This window comes from Pacificispira sp. HM-600, from assembly GCF_977993705.1.
The window spans coordinates 3,128,922-3,146,630 of the sequence record NZ_OZ388079.1 but is presented as its reverse complement, the minus strand read 5'-3'; the positions used below and the strand labels follow the sequence as shown (position 1 = coordinate 3,146,630).

The following is a 17,709-nucleotide window of genomic DNA, read 5'->3' as shown; positions in this document are numbered from 1 at the left end:
AGACTCAATGCAGGCCAACTCAGCGCCCGGTAGACACGCAGGCATCGCCGCGGCACCGGGCGCTGAGTCATTTCCCGGACGACCGGAGGCAGCCTCAGATCGATAGAAGCGAGGCCCGCGCCGCGGCCGTGCGAGCGAGCAGCACGCGTTCGTCTTCGGCGGCCGAGGCATCCCGTCCCGAGATCGCGCGCTGGCGCGCCGCGGCCAGCGCGGTGGCGTCGGCGATGAAGGCGCGCATGATCGGCGAGCGATCGGTGCGGAGCGTCTTCGCCCACCGGAGCGCCTCGCGGCGGCCCGCGGGAGTGGCGAGCATGTCGACCTCTTGCGCGGTGAACCATCCCGCCGAGGCGTATTCGCCGAGGCGTGCGTGGGTGAGGCGTGCTTCTTCGCGGCGGAGTGCCAGGATTCCGAGCATGAATCCGATGAAGAGCGGAACCTGGAGCGTCAGGTAGAGGCCGAAGAAGTCGCCGAGCATCGCCGACCCGTTCCAGAACGCGTGGAGTGCGATCGCCCCGATCAGCCCCAGGCCGAGTGCCCCCAGGGCTCGACCGCCCGTCGCGCCGCGTCTGGCTGCAAGCCCCAGCGCGAAGCCGGCCACGGCGGTGAACATGGCGTGAGCGAAGGGCGAGAGGATGCCGCGAACGAAGAACGTCGCCGTGAGGTCCCCCGCTCCCCCGTCGAGATAGCTGATCGCGAAGTACTGGATGTTCTCGGTGAAGGCGAAGCCCGCACCCACCAGAGCGCCGTACACGATGCCGTCCACGGGGCCATCTATCGCGCGACGGGCGGTCACGAAGATCAGCAACAGTCCGAGCGCTTTCGCCACTTCTTCGACGACCGGAGCCTGCACGACCGTCGAGAACAGCTCGCGCGCGGACGAGTCGCTGTTCCCGAGCAGGAGGATGAGGCCCAGATCGACGAGCAGCGCGATACCGACGGAGGCGATAGCGCCCCAGGCAACCGCGAACACCACAAGACCGCGGGGTTCGGGCTCCCAGCGGTCGATCACCCTCACGGCGAAGAGAACGACGGCGAACGGCACGAGCGCCACGATCATCCCGATGATGGAGGCGCTCGCACCGAGGAAGGTGAGGAAATAGCCGACGAGTCCGATGAGCAGCACGGCCAGGAGCGCGAACAGCCAGATCGAGACGCGACGACCCTTCCGAAGCACGGCGGGAACCGACTCGACAGACGCCGAGACCGGCATGGGCGAGGGCGGGATGTATGCCCCGGGGGCGTGCTGCGGTTGCGCCAAGGGCGACGCGAACGACGCGGCGGAGGGCACCGAGCCCGCGGGGTCGGGCGAACCGGGGCGGTCGGGCCAGGGCGGGGGCGCATACGTCACCCGGCCAGCATATGGCGGGCATGCTCACTCAGAGGGCGGCGAAAACTACCCCTCGACCCACGCGCGGTAGCGTTGGGGTGTGCGTTTTGCCCACATCGTGCCCTCCGGGGCGAGTTCTCCCGTCCTTGCCGTTGTCGAAGGCGATGAGTCCATCGCCATCCCCGATCTCGTGCAGGACGGTCCCGCCGACCTCCAGTCGTTGATCGAGTCGGGCGAAGAGGGCCTGACCCGTGTGCGCCGGGCGTTGACACAGCCGCCGGCCGGAGTGCCACGGCATCCGCTCGCCGACGTCACCTTCGCCTCGGTCTCGAACCGTCCTCCGCTGATCCTCGCGATCGGGCTGAACTATTCGGCCCATTCGAGCGAGCTGGGATTGAAGACGGATGCCGCGCCGACGGTCTTCAGCCTCTGGCCGAACTCCCTGACGGGGCATGAGCAGACCACCTCCTGGCCACGTTCCCTCAGCGAATCCGTCGACTACGAGGCCGAGCTCGGCGTCATCATCGGCGCCCCCGCTCGCGACGTCTCGCCCGAGGACGCCCTCGATCACGTGTGGGGCTACACGGTCGTCAACGACATCACCGCGCGAGACATCCAGTTCTCGGAGGCACAGTGGTCGCGCTGCAAGTCCTTCGACGGCTTCACTCCGACGGGCCCGTTCGTGGTGACGGCGGACGAGATCCCCGATCCGCAGGACCTGCACATCTGGGCCGTCGTCGATGGACACACGGTGCAGGATGCATCGACCAACCAGATGGTGCGCTCCGTCGCGACGCTCATCTCGCACCTCTCGGGTACGACGACGTTGCTGCCGGGCACCCTCATCTCGACCGGGAGCCCGGGCGGCGCGGGTTATTCGCGCGATCCGCAGATCTTTCTCCGCGACCGCTCGACCGTGACGGTCGGCGTGGACGGTATCGGCGAGTTGACGACGCACTGCCGCATCCTCGACTGACGCCCCCGGTCGTTGAGCGAGGCGCGGAGCGCCGAGACGAAACGAGCTACCGTTTCGACAGGCTCAACGACCGGAGAATAGTCCTAGCCGCAGGTGACGGTGGCGCCGTTATCGAGCGTCCAGGTGCCCGGGCCGAGTTCGGCACACTGCTGCAGCAGCTCGCCCGCGCCCGCAGCGAACACGCTGATCAGCACGACCAACAGGATGACGCCCACAACGGCGAGCACGGACCCGACGATGATCGCCCAGACTGCCGGCGTGTTCTTGTATCCGGCCTTGCGACTCTGCACGAGCGCTACGATGCCGAGGATCAGGCCGATGACGTTCGCGAAGAACGCGACGATCAGCGCGACGATACCGAGGGTCTTCCCCGGGACCGGAGCTCCCGGAGCTGCGCTGGCCGGCGCGGACGGTGCGGTCGGGTGGGCGGGCGGGGGCGGGGTGTGGTCTGCGGGTCCGTTGGCGTCGCTCATGAGGAGTCCTCTCGTGGGTACGCGCTCGAACCTATCGGCTCACGGTGAGCGGCGGCAACGACGATGCTCAGCGGTCGGTCATACGACGTCAGAGATCCTCGGCCGCGACGATGACCGGGATCGCCGCGGTGACCGCCTCGAGGCCCGACAGGCGCGCGGGCGAGAGCTGCTTGGCAACCTCTTCGGCGGACATCAGTCCCGCCTCGACGACGAGGTCACCGACGTTCCGACCCGTAAGCAGCGCCGTCTTGGCTAGCGCCGCGGATGCCGCGTACCCGATAAAGGGCGTGAGCGCCGTGACGACGCCGACCGACGATCCGACCATCGCGCCGAGCCGGTCACGGTTCGCGGTGATCCCGTCGACGCAGTTGACGCGCAGGGTCCACATGGCCTGACGCATCCACGTGATCGACTGGAAGATCGAGTGCGCGATAACGGGCTCGAACGCGTTGAGCTGCAGCTGCCCGCCCTCGACGGCCATGGTGACCGTGACATCCGCTCCGGCGACGGCGAACGCGACCTGATTGACCACCTCGGGGATCACCGGATTGACCTTGCCCGGCATGATGCTCGAACCGGCCTGACGCGCGGGCAGGTTGATCTCGCCCAGCCCCGCCTGCGGGCCGGAGGACAGCAGGCGCAGGTCGTTGCAGATCTTCGAGAGCTTGATCGCGTTGCGCTTGAGGGACGACGAGAACGACATGAACGAACCCGTGTCGCTCGTCGACTCGACCAGGTCGGCAGCGGTCTCCAGAGAAAGCCCAGAGATGTGGCTGAGGTGGCGCACGACCGACTGCGCATAGCCGCGGTGGGCTGTGATTCCCGTGCCGATCGCTGTCGCACCCATATTGACCTCGGTCAGCAGGCGGGCGTTCTCGCGCAGGCGGTGATAGTCCTCGCCGAGCGTCGTGGCGAAGCCGTGGAACTCCTGCCCGAGCGTCATCGGCACGGCATCCTGAAGCTGCGTCCGCCCGACCTTCAGCACGTCGTGGAACTCGGCGGCCTTGGCAAGAAATGAGCGGCGCAGCAGATCGAGTTCTTCCAGCAGGCTGACGAGCGACAGGCTCAGCCCCACCTTGATGGCAGTGGGATAGACGTCATTCGTCGACTGGCTGCGGTTCGTGTGATCGATCGGCGACAGGAACGCGTAGTCGCCCTTGGTACGCCCCACCATCTCGAGCGCGACGTTCGTGATGACCTCATTCGCGTTCATGTTGGTCGACGTCCCCGCGCCGCCCTGAATCACGCCCACGACGAACTGATCGTGGAATTCGCCGTCGATCACACGCTGAGCGGCACGATCGATCAGGTCCGACTTCTCGGCGTCGAGCACACCGATATCGCGATTGGCGCGGGCGGATGCTTGCTTCACCATCGCCAGCGCGCGCACGAGCTCGGGGTAGACCGAGATCGGCCGCTTCGCGATCGGGAAATTCTCCAGCGCGCGGGCGGTGTGAATTCCCCAGTAGGCCTCAGCCGGGATCTCGAGGCTGCCGAGCGAGTCGGATTCGGTGCGGGTCGGCTGCGTTGCGTCCACGTCGATGTGGGAGGCCATGTGGTGTCCTTGTGGGTCGATCACGGCGGATAGAGAGATTCCCCGAGCCTACCCGCGACCAACGCCGCGCCCGCCGCGATATACGGTGAGCGCGGCGTCCTGATTGCTCCGATGAACGTCGCCAATTCCGGCGAGCCCAGCACATTCAACCGGTCGGCTGATTCTGGGTTCAGCGATTCACCGGCGTCATGTCGGCGTACCGTTCGCCCACGGGCGAACCCACCTCACCCAGAGCGGCAATCTGCTCCGGCGAGAGCCGCACCGCATCCGCGGCGACGTTTTCCTCCAGCGCCACGATGCGACGCGTGCCCGGAATCGGCGCGATGTCATCTCCCTGCGCCAGCAGCCACGCGAGGGCGACCTGCGCTGGTGTCGCCCCGGCTTCCTGCGCGACGGCTTCGACCTTCTCGACAATCTCGAGATTCGCGTCGAGCGCCCCACCTGCAAAGCGCGGGTTGGAGCGGCGGAAGTCGCTCTCGTCGAGCTGATCGAGGGAGCGGATGGCGCCGGTCAAGAACCCGCGTCCCAGGGGCGAATACGGCACGAACCCGATGCCGAGTTCGCGAACCGTGGGCAGTATCACCGCCTCGGGATCGCGGCTCCAGAGCGAGTATTCGGTCTGGAGCGCCGTCACGGGATGTACCGCGTGCGCCCGCCGGATCGTCGCCGGCGCTGCCTCCGACAGGCCGTAATGCAGGATCTTGCCCTCGGCGATCAGGTCCGCAAGGGCCCCGACCGTCTCTTCGATAGGCGTTGCCGGGTCCATCCGGTGCTGGTAGTAGAGATCGATGTGGTCGGTGCCGAGCCGGCGCAGCGAGCCCTCGACGGAGAGTCGCACATTCTCGGCACTCCCATCCAATCCGCCCTGACCGTCAGAGGAGTGGCGGATCGTGCCGAACTTCGTCGCGATGACCACCTCGTCCCGTCGCCCGACAATGGCCCGGGCGAGCAGTTCCTCGTTCACATAGGGACCGTAGATCTCGGCGGTGTCGAGGAACGTGACGCCCAGCTCGAGGGCGCGGTGGATCGTGCGGATGGCGCCCTCATCGTCGCGCGTGGCCCCGGTGTAGAACGCGCTCATACCCATGAGACCGAGACCGATCCGGCCGATGACGGGGCCGTCGGTGCCTAGCGTGATCTTCTTCATGCGTTCGCTCCCTTTTCTTCGTAGATGGCGATCTTGATGTCGATGGCGGAGAGGCTCGCCGTGATGTCTTCGAGCTGCTCCAGCACGGCGGCGCGGTGTCGGACGAGCAGTTCGCGCCGCGCATCGACCGTTTCGTCACCGCGGCGAACCAACTCGGTGTATTCGCGGATCGTCGCGATGGGCATGCCCGTCGACCGCAAGCGGGTGAGGAACTGCACCCACGCGATGTCGGCGTCACCGTAGCGACGGTGGGTCGACGATGCGCGCTCGACGGGATCGAGCATCAGCCCGGCTCGCTCGTAGTAGCGCAGGGTGTGTGTCGAGAGGCCTGTCGCGACCGCCGCGTCGGAGATCGCGACACCGATTTCCGGCGTCGGCGAATCGTCGTGGGTGAGGGTCATGGCCCCACGCTAGAACTTCGAGCGCACTCGAAGTCAAGCGTTCGCGGACCCGCTTCTGTCGGGTTTACGCGAGAATGCCTCGAGTCGCTCCTCGGGGGTGAGGCGAGACATCCGCTCGTACCATTCCGGAGCGAAGTAGTCACCGTCAGCCGCACCCGAAACCGGTACGACGGAGTGGGTGACGGTGTCGTCGTAGACGTGCACCAGGTGGAACGACTGCCCGGCGTCCATGCCATTGACCGACAGCGCGGGACGCGCGATGTCCATCGTGTAACACGTGGCCGCCGCAACGCTCACGGGGACACCGGCAAAGGTTCCGCTCGTCGAGTAATGCAAGTGACCAGCGAGGATCGCGCGCACGTCGCTGCCCGCGATGACCTCGGCGAGGCGCTCCTGCCGCTGCAGCTCGAGGATGCCGAAGAGCGGTACGTGGCTCGGCAACGGAGGATGGTGGAGCGCCAGGATCGTGCCGAGCGGCGCCGGCTCGGCGAGGCGGGCACGCAACCATTGGAGCTGCGCGTCGTCCAGATCGCCGTGATGCCACCCGGGCACGCTCGAGTCGAGCGCGAGCAGACGCAGTCCCCCGAGGTCCCACTCGCCGAGCACCGGCTCCTCCGTCGGCTCGAGACCGAGCAAGCTCTCGCGGAGGGCCGGACGCTCGTCGTGGTTTCCCGCGACCCAGACCACGGGGCATCCCCATTCAGCGGCGGCGGGCTCCACGATGGCGCGCAGCCGCTCGTACGCGTCCGGTTCGCCGAGGTCGGTCAGATCGCCGGTGAAGACGAGCGCATCGGGTGCGAGCCGGAGTTCGCCGACCCTTTCCATCGTCCGGCGCAGGCTCGTCTCGGTGTCGTAACGGCCGCCGAGCGCAACGTTGTCGGCCAGCAGGTGTGTGTCGCTCACGTGGACGATCGTGCGCTGGGCGGAAGGATGCTGCCCGAAGGCGACCGTTGTCTCACTCACCCGCCCAGCCTATGTCGAGGTCAGTGCCCGACGATGATGAGCACGAGGCCGGCCAAGACAGCCGCTGCGGCGAGGCCGAAACATCCGTATGCCGCCCACAACGCGACCCGGCGCTGGCCGTCCGTCAACGGGCTCTTCTTCGCGGCCTTCGCCGCAGCCTTCTCGGCCCGGCGCGCCTCCTGGGCCGTGATCACGGCGATGGCGTCGGTGAAGTCGGCCGGCGCGACCACCGGCGCACGCCCGGAACGCACGAGCATCCGAAGGCCGAGCGCGTAGAAGCCCACGACGAGGACGGCGCCGGTGAGCGCAGCGAAGAACACCTGTACGAAGGCGAACCAATTGATCGTCACGTTCACTGCCCCTTGTCTGCGCGCCGGTCGGCTGCAGCATTTCGGATGCGCGCCTCTTCCCGGGCAAGCGCCCGCTGCCGACGGGTCGGGGGCGGGTTCCGCTTGACATTGACGGCCTTCCCCGAATCGGCGACCTCGCTCATCGCGTTCGAGGCATTGACCGAGTTGCGACGCGACCGCAGGAACAGCGCGAGAACGATCAGGACCGCCAACAACGCGTCGATCATGACGCCCCATGTGCCGAGCCACACGACCACCAGGGCAGCCGCCGCGCCCACACCGCCGGCAGCCGGAAACGTCAGCAACCATCCGATCGCAATCCGTCCGACCGTGCGCCAGCGAACGATCGAGCCGCGGCGTCCGAGTCCCGAACCGATCACCGAGCCGGACGCGACCTGGGTCGTCGAGAGGGCGAAACCCAGAGCGCTCGAGGCGAGAATCGTCGACGCGGTGGATGCCTCGGCCGCGAAGCCCTGCGCCGGCTTGATATCCGTGAGCCCCTTACCGAGGGTGCGGATGATCCGCCATCCGCCCATGTAGGTGCCGAGCGCGATGGTCACGGCACACGCCACGATGACCCACGGCTGCGGGTCGGGTGACGACTGCCACCCCACTGTGATGAGGGCGAGGGTGATGACGCCCATCGTCTTCTGAGCATCGTTCGTCCCGTGCGCCAAGGCGACGAGGCTCGAGGTGAAGATCTGGCCCCATCGGAACCCGTCGCGACCGTCGGGCTTTCCGTCGTAGCGGCGGGTCATCGAGTACGCGAGCTTGGTCGCGGCGAAGGCGATGATGCCGGCCGTCAGCGGGGCGATCACGGCGGGCAGGATGACCTTCGACAGCACCACCCCGAAATCGATCGCCATGACCCCCACACCGACGAGGGTCGTGCCGATCAACCCGCCGAACAGGGCGTGCAAGGAGCTCGAGGGCAGGCCGAGCAGCCAGGTGATCATGTTCCATGTGGTCGCGCCGATCAATCCCGCGAAGATCAGCGCCGGAAAGACGGCGGCAGAGATCTGATCCTCGCGGATGATGCGGCTTCCACCGTTCGCTTTCCGTCGAGGATCTGTGAGGGAGCGCCGCCGTGGGTGGCATGACGAACGAACAGTTCACCGTGGGTTCAGGTTCCGTTAACCAGCCACGCAGAATCCTGACAGCACGTCCGGGTGCGGTCAACTCGCACCGCATATCGCGCCACAACTCGTACGTTCGATCAACGCCCGGTCGCCGCATCCGTCCGACGCGTCCGTCCACCACAGGATCCCCCGAGCGGTCGCGACTCGCCGCGTGTCCGCGATTCCAGGCGGCCAATCGCGACCGCTCGCAGATCAGCGGATCCGGCAATCCGATACCCCACCCGTGGCGAATACGAGAGTGCGGGCCAGAGTGGTGTCGCGGGGCGGAGACGATCATGGCGAACCCGATCACGGCACAGCGACGCGGAACCAAACGGTTCGTCGTCTGGGCGACCTTCGCGGGGGTCGTGAGCGCGGCGGTGTTCCTCGCCGTCGCCGAGTTGCTCGCCCTCCTGTTCGCGCGCGGCGGGTCACCCCTGCTGGCCGTCGGATCGTTCGTGATCGACATCGTGCCGCAACCCTTCAAAGAGTTCGCGATCGCGACCTTCGGCGAGTACGACAAGATCGCACTGCTCGTCGGCCTCGGCCTCGCCGTGCTCATCGCGTCGGCCATCGCGGGCATTCTCGAGCTCGTGCGACCGCCCCTCGGCGCCGTCGCGCTCGGCGTCGCAGGCATCCTGTCGGTCGCCGCCGTCGTGACTCGCGCGGGTGCAACGGCCGTCTCGTGGATTCCGTCCGTCGCGGGTGCGATCGCGGGAGCCGCGCTCCTGATCGTGCTCGGACGGATGCTTCGCGCCTGGCGCTCGGATGCCACCCGCGCGTCCGGCACAGCATCGGACGCGGCCGACTCCCCCGCCTCGGGAGTCGCGCGGCGACGCTTCCTCCTGATCAGCGGCATCGCTGCCGCGGGGGCCGTGGTGGTCGGCATCGGCTCACGTGTCGCCGGGGCCACGACATCCTCGATCGCGGCGCTTCGGCGCGGACTGAACCTTCCCGCACCCCGCACGACTGTCACGGTTCCCGCCGGCGCCGAACTGGACATTGAGGGCATCTCGCCCTTGTACACGCCGAACGCGGACTTCTACCGTGTCGACACCGCGCTGACGGTGCCGACCATCGACCCCGAGACCTGGCGCCTCAGCGTCGTCGGCATGGTCGACACGCCTCTGGAGCTGACGTTCGATGATTTGGTCGGGATGGGCCTGGACGAATACTCCGTCACCCTGACCTGCGTCTCCAACGAGGTCGGTGGCGATCTCGTCGGGACGGCGAAGTGGTGGGGCGTCCCCATCCGCGATGTCCTGCGGGCGGCGGGACCGGCGGCCGCAGCAGACATGGTGCTCTCGCGCAGTGTCGACGGATACACGGCGAGCACGCCTCTCGAATCTCTGACAAACGACGGCCTCGACGCGATCCTCGCGGTCGCGATGAACGGCGAGCCCCTGCCCCTCGAACACGGCTTCCCTGTGCGGATGGTCGTGCCCGGCCTGTACGGATACGTGTCGGCGACCAAGTGGCTCACGGAGCTGAAGGTCACCACGTTCGCCGAGGACGAGGCCTACTGGACCCCACGCGGGTACAGCGCCGAAGCGCCGATCAAGATGTCATCCCGCATCGATACCCCGCGTCCGGGCAACCCCGTCGCCGCGGGACGCGTTCCCATCGCGGGTGTCGCCTGGGCCCAAACCGTCGGCATCGAGCGGGTCGAGGTATCGATCGACGACGGTGACTGGCAGGTCGCAAACCTCTCGACCGCCGTCGGTGTCAACACCTGGGTGCAGTGGTACGTCGACTGGGATGCCACCCCAGGAACGCATTACGTCACGGTGCGCGCGGTGAACGCCGTCGGCGAGGTTCAGACGCAGGAACGCGCGCCGATCGCGCCCAACGGGTCGAGCGGATGGCAGCGGACCCTCGTCACCGTGACGTAGCAAAGTCTCTTCGACAGGCTCCGCAACCGGTCACTCAGCGACCGGCGAAAAGTCCGTCCGGGTCGCCCTGCTCCGCGAGATACGCGCTCCGGCGGGCGAACAGGTCGGGAGCGAGGAATCGCACACGATCGATCAACTCGCCGAGATCCGCGGTCTGCAACTCGCCGTCGCGCACCACGATGCGCCCGTCGACCATCGTCAGATCAACATCAGAGCCGCGCACCGCGTGCACGAGGTTGTGGTGCAGATTGGCGTAGCCGCCATCCGCCAGGAGGGGCGTCATCCTCGGTGTGTGCGTCCGCACCGCGATCAGGTCGGCCTTACGCCCCACCTCGATCGCACCCAGCTCAGCGCCACGCCCGATCGCCGCCGCTCCCCCGCGTGTTGCCATGCGCAGCACGTCCCAGGAATCCATCGCCGCGGCATCCATCGTCCGGAGCTTTCCGAGAAGGGACGCGACCTTCATCTCTTCGAACATGTCGAGGTTGTTGTTCTCTTTTTCGCCGTCAGTGCCGAGCCCGACGTTGACGCCCGCCGCGAGCATCTCGGCGATCGGCGCCATGCCGCTCGCGAGCTTCATGTTCGAGACGGGGTTATGAGAGACGCCGACGCCGCGCTCGGCGATCAGGTCGACCTCGGAGCCATCGAGCCACACGGCGTGCGCGATCATCGCTCGTGGCACGTCGAAGAATCCGAGCTTCTCGAGCGCGAACATCGGCCGCATGTCGTACCGGTCACGGAAGTCGGCGAGTTCGATCTCGGACTCGCTGCAGTGCGTGTACAGCCCCGTGTCGAACTCCCGCGCCATCGAGATCGCTCGCTGCATGCCCGCTTCATCCGCGTAGAACGGATGCTCCAGCCCGACCCACGGCATGATTCGGCCGTTCGCGGCACCGGTCCACTCGCGCAGCATCCGCTCGTTGTCATCGAGCGTGTCGAAGTAGTCGAAGTCGGGGTGCTCGCCGACGTAATTGACCGTGACGACCCGGTTGCCAAGTGCCTCCGCCGCCCGGGCCGCGCCATCCATGTAGCGCCACATGTCGACGACCGTCGTGGTGCCCGAAAGCAGCCCTTCGGCGTAGCAGAGCCAGGCAGCGGCTTCTGCCTCTTCCGGCTTCAGCACCCGATGCATGGGGTCGATGTGCAGCCGCAGCCACTCCCAAACGGGCAGGTGCTCGGCCGTCCCTCGCAGCATGCCCGAGTGGTGGTGTGCGTTGACGAGGCCCGGCATCACCAGGCGGTCGGGCAGGTCGACGATCTCGGCGTCGGGATGACGAACCCGCAGGTCCTTTCCTTCACCGACCTCGGTGATCGTGTCGCCCACGACGAGGATCCCCACCCCCGACAGCACCGTGAGGTCATCGTCCATGGTCACGACGTGGTCGGGCAGCAATAGGAGGGGGCGGGTCACTCGACGAGTGTGCCGCCTCGACGCCTGTGAACCTGGCCGATGGGCGGTCGCGAAACAAAGAGTTTACGAAACGGGAACGCGCACGCCCAGCAACATCCGGGATATATGCCCGGTCAGAATGCTTTATCTGCGCGCCTGAACCGAATAGTACAACGCGCGACCATCCGCCTAACATGGGGCTACTCCCGCGCAGTCGCCCGTCTGCGGAGTGCGAAGGATGCTCCATGAACCACTCGATCCGGCCCGAGAGGCCAGACCTCGACCCGGGCGTTTCTGCGTTCCTCGATCAGGGCCCGCACGGCCTGCTGATCGGCGGACGGTGGCATCCAGCTGCGTCGGGCGAGACGTTCGAGACTCGCGACCCCGCGACGGGCGCGCTGCTGACGAGCGCGGCCCGCGCGGGAATTGCGGATGTCGACGCCGCCGTGACTGCCGCGACCCGGGCCTTGCGCGATCCCGGCTGGGCCGACATGACCCCGGCCGCCCGCGGTGCGTTGCTCTGGCGCATCGCCGACCTGATCGAGGCGCACGCGGACGAACTCGCCCAGCTCGAGAGCCTCGACCAGGGCAAGGCGTGGCGCACGTCTCGGTTCGGCGAGATCCCCGCGGCGATCAACCAATTCCGCTACTACAGCGGGTGGCCCACCAAGATCCTCGGTCAGACCATCCCGACGTCCCTGTCACGGACTCCCCCGGGCAAGAAGGTCTTCGCCTACACGGTGCGCGAGCCGGTCGGTGTGGTGGCCGCCATCGTGCCCTGGAACTCGCCGCTGCTCATGGCCACGATGAAGCTGGCACCCGCGCTCGCCGCCGGATGCACCGTCGTGCTGAAACCCGCGGAGGACACCCCGCTCACCGCGCTCCGCCTCGGGCAGTTGCTCGTCGAGGCGGGGGTGCCGGACGGTGTCGTGAACATCATCACCGGCTATGGAACCGAGGCCGGGAGTGCGCTCGCGGCGCACCCGGGTGTCGCGAAGATCACCTTCACGGGATCGACCGTCGTGGGCAAGCAACTCGCGGCATCCGCGGGTGCTGACCTGCGTCGGTTGACGCTCGAGCTCGGCGGCAAATCCCCCTCGATCGTCATGCCCGACGCCGACCTCGATGCGTCCGTCGAGGGAATCTCGCGCGGCATCTTCGACAATGGCGGGCAGGTATGCGTCGCGAGCGCGCGGGTGTACGCGCACCGGGATGTCTACGACCGACTCGTCGCCGGCATGGCGTCGTTCGGCTCGGCGTTGCGACTCGGGCACGGGCTCGACGCCGAAGCCGATCTGGGTCCCCTCGTGAGTGTGCGGCAGGCCGAGCGCGTCGACGACTTCATCCGCGAGGGCGCCGCCGATGGCGTGGAGGTCGTCACGGGCGGGCGGCGCGAAGGACCCCTCGGCACGTTCTTCGAACCGACCGTGCTGACCGGCGTGCGCGAAGACATGCGCATCATGCGTGAGGAGATCTTCGGTCCCGTCGCCGCGGTTGTGCCCTTCGATGACCTCGACGAGGTGCTCGGATGGGCGAACGATACCCGGTACGGACTCGCCGCGAGCGTGTGGACCGAGGGACTCTCGAACGCGCACCGCATCGCCTCCCGCCTGCAGTCGGGCACGGTGTGGATCAACTGCCACTCGTTCCTCGGCCCGGAACTACCCAAGGGCGGCCATAAAGAATCCGGTTGGGGATACGAGAACGGATCGCAGGGGCTCGAGAACTACCTCGAGACCAAGACCGTGGTGGCGGTCATTTAGTGGCTGGCATCTGATGGCCGGCATCTGATGGTTGGCATCTGATGGTTGGCATCTGATGGTTGGCATCTGATGGTTGGCATCTGATGGTTGGCATCTGATGGTTGGCATCTGATGGCCGGTGTCACGGCAAACAATGACGGGAACGGCCAAGGGATGAAGATGCTGCTGGGCGCATTCGAGATGGTCAACCCGAACAACGGGATGCCGACGTGGACGCATCCCGACGGACGCGGCGACGACTGGGATGACCTCGCGCATTGGACGTCGCTCGCGAAGACGCTGGACGCCGCAGGCTTCGACTTCCTCTTCTTCGCCGACACCTACGGGTACCCGACGCTCGACGGACGAGTGCCCGACGAGACGATCGCCCACGGCATCCAGTTCCCCGCGCTCGACCCGATGCTGATGATCGCGGCGCTCGCGGCGCAGACGACATCACTCGGCTTCGTGGTGACGTCGCCGACCGTGGCCGAACGGCCCTATGGCACGGCACGCCGCTTCGCGACCCTCGATCGGCTCACGGGCGGACGCATCGGCTGGAACATCGTCACGGGCAGCTCTCAGGCGACGACCGACGCCCTGTTCGGCCTCGAGGCGGCTGCCCCGGGTGCACACGACTCGCGCTACGACGCGGCCGAAGAGTTCGTCGAGCTGTGCCTGCGGTTCTGGGAGCAGTCGTGGGATGACGACGCCGAGGTGCGTGACCGCGCGCGGAACGTCTATGCGGACCCCGCGAAAGTGCGACCCGTCTCTTTCGAGGGCGAACACCACCGCGGACACGGGGTTTTCGCCGTGCCACCGACGCCCCAGCGCACGCCCGTCCTCTTCCAGGCCGGGACCTCAGACCGCGGCCGCGCCTTCGCCGCGCGGAACGCCGAGGCCGTGTTCATCCAGGGCCAGTCGATCCCGCAGGCGGCGGGCGTCGTCGCGGATGTCCGGGCCCGCGCGATCGCGGCGGGTCGCCCAGCCGACGACATCGCCGTGATCAGCGGCGCGACGATCGTCGTCGCGCGGACGGGCGAAGAGGCCCATGCCCGCCGCGCCGAACTCGACACCCTGTACGCCCTGGACGATGCCGCGGTCATGTTCGCCGGGTTCACCGGGGTCGACCTGACCCGCGAAGACCCCGACACACTGCTCGAGGATGTCGTGCTGCCCGCCGGCGGCGCGCAGGGGCAGACCCTGCTCGACCGGTACCGGGCACAGGGCAGCGTGCGCGTGCGCGATGTGCTCGACGGATTCCGGCGCCGAGGCATCCGCGGGTTTCTCGTCACCGGGTCGCCCGTCGAGGTCGCCGACGAACTCGAGACGATCGCCCGCGAGACGGGACTCGCGGGCTTCATGCTCGAGCCGACGTTCGGCGGGCCCGGGTGCTTTGAAGACTTCTGCGAGCTCGTCGTGCCGCTCCTGCGTGAGCGCGGGTTGCTGGCGGACGCGCCCGGCCCCACGCTCCGCGAGCGCATGCACCCGGGCGGCGGGCCGCGCCTCGCGCCGACCCATCCCGCCGTCTCGCTGCGCGCGCACGCCTGAATCCGCACGTACGCCTGAACGTCCCCAACGAATTCCCGAAGGCCGAGAGGACCCCATGCACAAGACCGGAGTGGAGGCCGTTCTGCGCGGCCTCGAACGTGCGGGGGTGAGCGTGGCGACCTACCTGCCCGACTCTCTCCTGAAGGAGCTGTACCCGGCGCTGGACGCGGCCCCCGACATCCGGACCATCCCCGTCACGAACGAGGGAGAGGGCGCCGCGATCGCGGGCGGGGTCTTCCTCTCCGGCAAGCGCGCCGTGCTCGTGATGGAGAACTCGGGCCTGCGCGCCGCGACCGAGCACCTCGCGCGTCTCGGGCTCGGCTCGGGCATCCCGGTCGTCATGATCATGAGCTACCGGGGCGAGATGGGCGAGAACAACTGGTGGGCCATCCCGCACGGCATCACGATGGAGCCGCTGCTCGGAGCCCTGCGCGTCCCGTACCGCGTCGTCCGACGCGAGGATGAGATCGAACAGGCCATCGTCGACGCGTTCGAGTGGTCGTACACGGCGTACTACCACTCGGCCGTGGTTCTGGGCGGGGAGGTCGTGCGATGAGCATGTCGCGTTTCGCCTGTATGCAGGCCCTGGGCGCTCGGCTGAACGACGAGCTCGTCATCCTCTCCCTCGGTGGCGCCGTCGATGAGTGGTTCAACGCCGCCCCGCACATGCGCGAGGGGAGCCTGTTCCAGCAGCAGCTCGGATGCGTGAGCGCCGAGGCATTCGGCCTCTCGGTCGGGCTCCCCCACCGCCGCATCGTGTCGCTCGACACCGACGGCGGCCTACTCTTCAACCTCGGCATTCTCGCGACGCTCGGCAATGAGCAGCCGCAGAACCTGTTCATCGTGGTCTGGGATAACGAGCAGTACCAGTCGATCGGCGGCCCTCGCACCCACACCGCTTCGGGACGGGTCGATCTCGCGGGCATCGCGCGCGCGGCGGGTGTCGAGCGCGCGTACACGGTCGACACGCTCGACGCCTTCGACGAGCACTGCGCCGCGGGCCTCGCCGCGACCGTGCCGTACATCGTCGTCGCCAAGACCGACGGCATCCTCGAACCGGGCATCAAGCGCAAGCACTCCGACGGCCGCGAAGACACCTACACGTTCGTCCGTCACGTCGAGCGCACCGAGGGCATCTCGATCATGGGTCCGAGCGAGCACAACTGATGCCGATCGTTCGTGCGGCGCGCCCGGGGTATGACTGGGTCATCGTCGGCGGCGGCTCTGCGGGGTGTGTGCTGGCGAACAGGCTGTCGGCGGATCCGGATGCCTCGGTGCTGCTGATCGAAGCGGGCCCCGTGGGCACCGGTTCGGACGGAACCACGGTCGAGGCGATCGACCGGGCCGACTCGTGGGTTTCGCTGTTGGGGTCGGAGTACGACTGGGGGTACAGCTACACCCCGACGCCTCTTGTCGACGCACGGACAATCCCCATTCCCCGCGGACGTGTGCTCGGCGGCAGTAGCGCGATCAACGCGATGCTCTGGTACCGCGGACATCCATCCGACTACGACCGGTGGGGCGCCGAGGGCGCGACGGGCTGGGATGCTGCGCTCATGACACGCCTGTTCCGCACCGTGGAGGACTGGGAGGGCGGAGCGGATGCCTGGCGGGGCGCCGGCGGACCGATCCGCATCGAGCGGTCCCGCAATCCGCACCCGATCGCCGTCGCGCTCATGGAGGGCTCGGCCGATCTCGGACTACCCGTCACGGACGATTTGAACGGCCCCTCGAACGAAGGCGCGGCGTGGACGAACTTCTCGGCGACGACCGCGCCGGATGGCTCGATGCGGCGTTGGAGCGCGGCGCGCGGATACCTCTGGCCGGTGCTGTCGCGGCGGAACCTCGACGTAGTCGTCGACTCCCCCGTGCTGTCGCTCGAGTTCGAGGGGCCGCGGGTTTCCGGCGTTCGGCACCTCGTCGGCGGCGCCCCTGTGCTGACGCGCGCCGGGCGGGGTGTCGTGATGACCGCGGGCGCGATCGACACCCCGCGCCTGCTGATGCTGTCGGGCATCGGCGACGCCGATGCGCTCGGTGCCCTCGGCATCCGTCCCCGGGTCGATCTGCCGGGCATCGGCGCGAACTACCAGGACCACCCGCTGATCGAGGGGGTGACCGCCCGAGCCCGCGGTCCGCTCGGGCCGGTGCGCGACAACGGCGGCGGCGCGATGCTGAACTGGCGCAGCAGCCTGGCCGGGGTCGCCCCCGACCTGCACGCCTTCGTCGTGCAGGGACCGCACGCCACGCCGGCCGTGCGTGACGAGTTCGATCTCTCGGGCGACGTGTTCGCGGTGTCGCCGGGGCTGATGGATTCGCGGAGCGTGGGCCACGTGCGGCTGCGGTCGGCGGACCCCGGCGTCGCCCCTGACATCCAGCCCAACTTCCTCGCAGAGCGTCATGACCTCGACGCGCTCGTCGAGTCGTTCGACACGATTCAGGACCTCTTCGGCACACGGGCGTTCGCCGACCTGATCCATGCGCCGCTCGCCCCGCCGGGCCGTCTGCCGCGGAAGGATGCCGAGCGGTACATCCGGCGTTCGGTGTCGACCTTCTTCCACGCGTGCGGCACCGCGCGCATGGGGTCGGATGCCGCAGCCCCCGTCACCCCCGAGCTCGCCGTCCGTGGCATCGAGGGGCTGTGGGTCGCGGATGCCTCGGTCATGCCGACGATCCCGACCTGCAACACCCTCGCCCCGGTCTACGCGATCGCTGAGCGTGCGGCCGAGCTGCTCGGCGCGCCCGCGGTCGCACCCGGTGACCCCGCGTCACCCTGACCCCGCGTCGCCCTGACGCCCCGACCCCAGACCCGCTCCCCTGGCAGTAG

Annotated in this window: 16 protein-coding genes; 7 read left to right on the top strand and 9 right to left on the bottom strand. The window is 68.1% G+C overall.

Annotation, left to right across the window (positions count from 1 at the left end; genetic code table 11):
- Window positions 1–94 precede the first annotated feature (94 nt).
- Window positions 95–1,348 carry a PrsW family glutamic-type intramembrane protease gene (locus ACXZ1E_RS15015; protein ID WP_458041253.1) on the bottom strand — a complete coding sequence of 418 codons (1,254 nt, stop codon included), beginning with the start codon at window positions 1,346–1,348 and terminating at the stop codon, window positions 95–97.
- 79 nt (window positions 1,349–1,427) lie between these two features.
- Between ACXZ1E_RS15015 and ACXZ1E_RS15010 the strand changes: the two genes are divergently transcribed.
- Window positions 1,428–2,303, top strand: a complete 876-nt coding sequence (locus ACXZ1E_RS15010; protein ID WP_458041252.1) for a fumarylacetoacetate hydrolase family protein — start codon at window positions 1,428–1,430, stop codon at window positions 2,301–2,303.
- An 83-nt stretch (window positions 2,304–2,386) separates the two neighbouring features.
- On the opposite strand, the gene ACXZ1E_RS15005 is transcribed toward ACXZ1E_RS15010, so the two are convergent.
- From ACXZ1E_RS15005 to ACXZ1E_RS14975, 7 genes are all read right to left on the bottom strand, one after another.
- The gene (locus tag ACXZ1E_RS15005; protein ID WP_458041251.1) at window positions 2,387–2,776 is read right to left on the bottom strand and encodes a DUF4190 domain-containing protein; all 390 of its coding nucleotides are present in this window, start codon (window positions 2,774–2,776) and stop codon (window positions 2,387–2,389) included.
- A gap of 88 nt (window positions 2,777–2,864) precedes the next feature.
- On the bottom strand, window positions 2,865–4,331 hold the full coding sequence (locus ACXZ1E_RS15000; RefSeq protein WP_458041250.1) for an aspartate ammonia-lyase: 1,467 nt from the start codon (window positions 4,329–4,331) through the stop codon (window positions 2,865–2,867).
- A gap of 169 nt (window positions 4,332–4,500) precedes the next feature.
- The gene (locus tag ACXZ1E_RS14995; RefSeq protein ID WP_458041249.1) at window positions 4,501–5,478 is read right to left on the bottom strand and encodes an aldo/keto reductase; all 978 of its coding nucleotides are present in this window, start codon (window positions 5,476–5,478) and stop codon (window positions 4,501–4,503) included.
- Entirely contained in the window at window positions 5,475–5,879 is a 405-nt protein-coding gene (locus ACXZ1E_RS14990; RefSeq protein WP_458041248.1) for a MerR family transcriptional regulator, read from the bottom strand. Before ACXZ1E_RS14990 ends, ACXZ1E_RS14995 begins: the two co-directional genes overlap by 4 nt.
- Window positions 5,880–5,912: 33 nt before the next feature.
- The gene (locus ACXZ1E_RS14985) at window positions 5,913–6,842 is read right to left on the bottom strand and encodes a phosphodiesterase (protein WP_458041247.1); all 930 of its coding nucleotides are present in this window, start codon (window positions 6,840–6,842) and stop codon (window positions 5,913–5,915) included.
- Window positions 6,843–6,862: 20 nt separating this feature from the next.
- Window positions 6,863–7,192, bottom strand: coding sequence for a hypothetical protein (locus ACXZ1E_RS14980; RefSeq protein WP_458351985.1), 330 nt, complete (start codon window positions 7,190–7,192; stop codon window positions 6,863–6,865).
- 2 nt (window positions 7,193–7,194) lie between these two features.
- On the bottom strand, window positions 7,195–8,226 hold the full coding sequence (locus ACXZ1E_RS14975; RefSeq protein WP_458352098.1) for an anion permease: 1,032 nt from the start codon (window positions 8,224–8,226) through the stop codon (window positions 7,195–7,197).
- 380 nt (window positions 8,227–8,606) lie between these two features.
- Here ACXZ1E_RS14975 and ACXZ1E_RS14970 point away from each other — a divergent pair, with 380 nt between their 5' ends.
- On the top strand, window positions 8,607–10,202 hold the full coding sequence (locus tag ACXZ1E_RS14970; protein ID WP_458041245.1) for a molybdopterin-dependent oxidoreductase: 1,596 nt from the start codon (window positions 8,607–8,609) through the stop codon (window positions 10,200–10,202).
- A gap of 34 nt (window positions 10,203–10,236) precedes the next feature.
- Here ACXZ1E_RS14970 and ACXZ1E_RS14965 read toward each other — a convergent pair whose 3' ends face one another.
- Window positions 10,237–11,613: an amidohydrolase gene (locus tag ACXZ1E_RS14965; RefSeq protein ID WP_458041244.1), complete on the bottom strand. Its 1,377-nt coding sequence runs from the start codon at window positions 11,611–11,613 to the stop codon at window positions 10,237–10,239.
- Between the two features lie 224 nt (window positions 11,614–11,837).
- Here ACXZ1E_RS14965 and ACXZ1E_RS14960 point away from each other — a divergent pair, with 224 nt between their 5' ends.
- The 5 genes from ACXZ1E_RS14960 (at window position 11,838) to ACXZ1E_RS14940 (ending at window position 17,659) form a co-directional block, all read left to right on the top strand.
- Window positions 11,838–13,355, top strand: coding sequence for an aldehyde dehydrogenase family protein (locus tag ACXZ1E_RS14960; protein ID WP_458041243.1), 1,518 nt, complete (start codon window positions 11,838–11,840; stop codon window positions 13,353–13,355).
- 153 nt (window positions 13,356–13,508) lie between these two features.
- The gene (locus ACXZ1E_RS14955; RefSeq protein WP_458041242.1) at window positions 13,509–14,885 is read left to right on the top strand and encodes an NtaA/DmoA family FMN-dependent monooxygenase; all 1,377 of its coding nucleotides are present in this window, start codon (window positions 13,509–13,511) and stop codon (window positions 14,883–14,885) included.
- A 55-nt stretch (window positions 14,886–14,940) separates the two neighbouring features.
- Window positions 14,941–15,441, top strand: coding sequence for a thiamine pyrophosphate-binding protein (locus ACXZ1E_RS14950; RefSeq protein ID WP_458041241.1), 501 nt, complete (start codon window positions 14,941–14,943; stop codon window positions 15,439–15,441).
- Entirely contained in the window at window positions 15,438–16,052 is a 615-nt protein-coding gene (locus tag ACXZ1E_RS14945) for a thiamine pyrophosphate-dependent enzyme (RefSeq protein WP_458041240.1), read from the top strand. The genes ACXZ1E_RS14950 and ACXZ1E_RS14945 overlap by 4 nt, the downstream gene beginning before the upstream one ends.
- Window positions 16,052–17,659, top strand: a complete 1,608-nt coding sequence (locus ACXZ1E_RS14940; RefSeq protein WP_458041239.1) for a GMC family oxidoreductase — start codon at window positions 16,052–16,054, stop codon at window positions 17,657–17,659. Before ACXZ1E_RS14945 ends, ACXZ1E_RS14940 begins: the two co-directional genes overlap by 1 nt.
- Window positions 17,660–17,709: the final 50 nt, after the last annotated feature.

Bases quoted from the DNA above. Each gene is read 5' to 3' on its own strand.
- ACXZ1E_RS14955 (WP_458041242.1), top strand. From the start codon at position 13,509: ATGAAGATGCTGCTGGGCGCATTCGAGATGGTCAACCCGAACAACGGG.
- ACXZ1E_RS14960 (WP_458041243.1), top strand. From the start codon at position 11,838: ATGAACCACTCGATCCGGCCCGAGAGGCCAGACCTCGACCCGGGCGTT.
- ACXZ1E_RS14950 (WP_458041241.1), top strand. From the start codon at position 14,941: ATGCACAAGACCGGAGTGGAGGCCGTTCTGCGCGGCCTCGAACGTGCG.
- ACXZ1E_RS14970 (WP_458041245.1), top strand. From the start codon at position 8,607: ATGGCGAACCCGATCACGGCACAGCGACGCGGAACCAAACGGTTCGTC.
- ACXZ1E_RS14940 (WP_458041239.1), top strand. From the start codon at position 16,052: ATGCCGATCGTTCGTGCGGCGCGCCCGGGGTATGACTGGGTCATCGTC.
- ACXZ1E_RS15005 (WP_458041251.1), bottom strand. From the start codon at position 2,776: ATGAGCGACGCCAACGGACCCGCAGACCACACCCCGCCCCCGCCCGCC.
- ACXZ1E_RS15000 (WP_458041250.1), bottom strand. From the start codon at position 4,331: ATGGCCTCCCACATCGACGTGGACGCAACGCAGCCGACCCGCACCGAA.
- ACXZ1E_RS14995 (WP_458041249.1), bottom strand. From the start codon at position 5,478: ATGAAGAAGATCACGCTAGGCACCGACGGCCCCGTCATCGGCCGGATC.
- ACXZ1E_RS14990 (WP_458041248.1), bottom strand. From the start codon at position 5,879: ATGACCCTCACCCACGACGATTCGCCGACGCCGGAAATCGGTGTCGCG.
- ACXZ1E_RS14945 (WP_458041240.1), top strand. From the start codon at position 15,438: ATGAGCATGTCGCGTTTCGCCTGTATGCAGGCCCTGGGCGCTCGGCTG.